This window comes from Microvirga sp. Mcv34, from assembly GCF_024519725.1.
Taxonomy (GTDB): domain Bacteria; phylum Pseudomonadota; class Alphaproteobacteria; order Rhizobiales; family Beijerinckiaceae; genus Microvirga.
This window is the reverse complement of record NZ_JALJRK010000206.1, coordinates 1-2,257: the sequence shown is the minus strand read 5'-3', so window position 1 is coordinate 2,257 and position 2,257 is coordinate 1. Positions and strand designations below refer to the sequence as shown.

The window sequence follows — 2,257 nt, the reverse complement described above, 5'->3', positions numbered from 1 at the left end:
CTGAAGTTAAAAAGTCTGGCCGGATAGTAGCAAAGCTGCTCTCTATTAGGTAAAGTAATTCTGATAATTTTTGTAGACAACGGCCTTAGAGGCTGGTGAGCAATTATCTTTCCTTTCGGGTGAGGCGGCGCAGCAGAATGCGGCTCATGGCGAGATAGAGCAGCATCTCGCCGGTCTCGACGAGCCGCTCATAATCCTTGGCCAGCCGCCGGTTGGTGGTGAGCCAACCGATGGTCCGCTCCACTACCCACCTTCGCGCAAGCACCTGAAAGCCACTCGGGCGCGTCGGTGGCTGCGCGTCAGCCCGCATCCAGGTTCCGCCGCTCCACCAATGCTGCGGGATGGATAATCTCCAGCTCAGGGCCTTCTGGAGCCAGTCCTTCAGCCCACGATAAGCAGTGTCGGCCCACAGCAGCTCGATCGCTGGAAAGAGATGCTGCAGACCCTCCAACAGGAGTTCGGCTCCGGCGCGATCATGAATGTCGGCGGGCTGCACGCTGTTCTTCAGCAGATTGCCTTGCGTATCAACGAGAAGATGGCGCTTGCGGCCGTTGATCTTCTTGCCGCCGTCATAGCCGCGCGGCCCACCCATCTCGGTGGTCTTGACCGACTGGCTGTCGATGATCGCCGCACTCGGTTGAGGAGACCGGCCGATCGCACGGCGGTAGCTCTCGCGCAGAGCCTGGTTCACGTGCTCCCAGGTGCCATCCTCGCGCCACTGGGCGTAGTGGTAGAAGACTGTGCACCGCGGAGGATACTCGTGCGGCAGCAAGCGCCATTGCACTCCGGTGCGCAGCAGATAGAAGATCGCATCAACGATGCGGCGGAGCGGATAGGTCTGCCGCCGTCCCGCGGGATGGCTGCGGGGAACTAGGGGTTCGAGCAGCGCCCATTCGGCATCATTGAGGTCGCTGGCGTAAGAAGAGACATCCATGACGGGGCTCCTCAAGGGTCAAACAGCCCGCATCCACCTCACCGGTTCCGGTGAAATCCATTCTGAATCAATCACTTGAAGCGAGCAATAAAATTGCTCACCAGCCTCTTATACCACGTCCCTGAAGGGCTGACTCGTTCGTGATTTCCCGGAGTGGCGGAGGTGTGATTCAGTTTGGTGAACCAGGGAAGGTTGCCATGCCCGTTCCACTCCGAACTGACTTTGATGCTCATCAGCTTCGCGCGCTCGCCCGCCAGACGAAGAATGCGCCTCAGGCGCGGCGGCTTTTGGCGCTGGCAGCGATCTACGAGGGCGCCTCGCGCACCGAGGCAGCCCGGATCGGCGGCGTGACGCTGCAAATCGTGCGCGACTGGGTGCTCAAGTTCAACGCTCACGGACCGGACGGGCTCATCGACCGCAAGCCCCCGGGCCAGCCCTCGCGGCTTACGGATCGCCATCGGCAGCACCTGGTGCAGATGATCGAGTCAGGGCCGATCCCGGCGGTGCACGGGGTGGTGCGCTGGCGGCTGGTCGATCTGATCCAGTGGCTCTGGGACGAATACCGCCTGCCGATCTCCAAACAGGCGCTGAGCCGGGAAGTGCGGGCGCTGGGCTACCGCAAGCTCTCGGCTCGCCCGCGTCATCACGCCAAGAGCGAAGCGGCGGTCGAGGCGTTTAAAAAAACTTCCCCGCGCGTCTGGAGGAGATCGCGACAGGCGCGGCCGATGGCAAGCCGCTAGAGATCTGGTTTGCTGATGAGGCCCGCATCGGCCAGAAGAACAAGATCACGCGGCGCTGGGCCAAACGCGGCAGCCGTCCCTCGGCCCCGCGGGATTTGAGAACCGCCTCCACCTACATCTTCGGGGCGATCTGCCCAGCTGAAGGCAAGGGCGCCGGCCTGGTGCTGCCGCGCTGCACGACCGAGGCCATGAACGAACACCTGAAGGAGATCGCGCAGGCCGTGGCGCCCGGAGCGCATGCGGTGCTGCTCTTGGATCAAGCCGGCTGGCATGTGTCGCGCAAGCTGACGGTGCCGGCCAACATCACCCTGGTGCCGCTGCCAGCGAAAGCGCCCGAGTTGAACCCGGTGGAGAATATCTGGCAGTACATGAGGGAGAACTGGCTCTCGAACCGGATCTTCACCTCCTACACGGACATTCTCGATCACTGCTGCGAGGCCTGGACCAAGCTCGTCGACCAGCCTTGGACGATCATGTCCATCGGCTTGCGTGATTGGGCTCACGAGTTCTGATCAACGGGAGTTGGTATTAGTCATGACGCCGGTGACTAAGAATAGGTAAAAGAACATGAGATGAGGTCTTT

General features: G+C 61.5%; 2 protein-coding genes. One reads left to right on the top strand and one right to left on the bottom strand.

From position 1 onward, the window contains the following. Positions 1 to 103: 103 nt before the first annotated feature. The gene (locus OC446_RS30085; protein WP_262032548.1) at positions 104 to 934 is read right to left on the bottom strand and encodes an IS5 family transposase; all 831 of its coding nucleotides are present in this window, start codon (positions 932 to 934) and stop codon (positions 104 to 106) included. 197 nt (positions 935 to 1,131) lie between these two features. Between OC446_RS30085 and OC446_RS30080 the strand changes: the two genes are divergently transcribed. Beyond that, a protein-coding gene (locus OC446_RS30080) for an IS630 family transposase (protein WP_262032547.1) occupies positions 1,132 to 2,186 on the top strand; the annotation gives its coding sequence in 2 pieces (ribosomal slippage) (positions 1,132 to 1,618 and positions 1,618 to 2,186; 1,056 coding nt in all). Positions 2,187 to 2,257 lie beyond the last annotated feature (71 nt).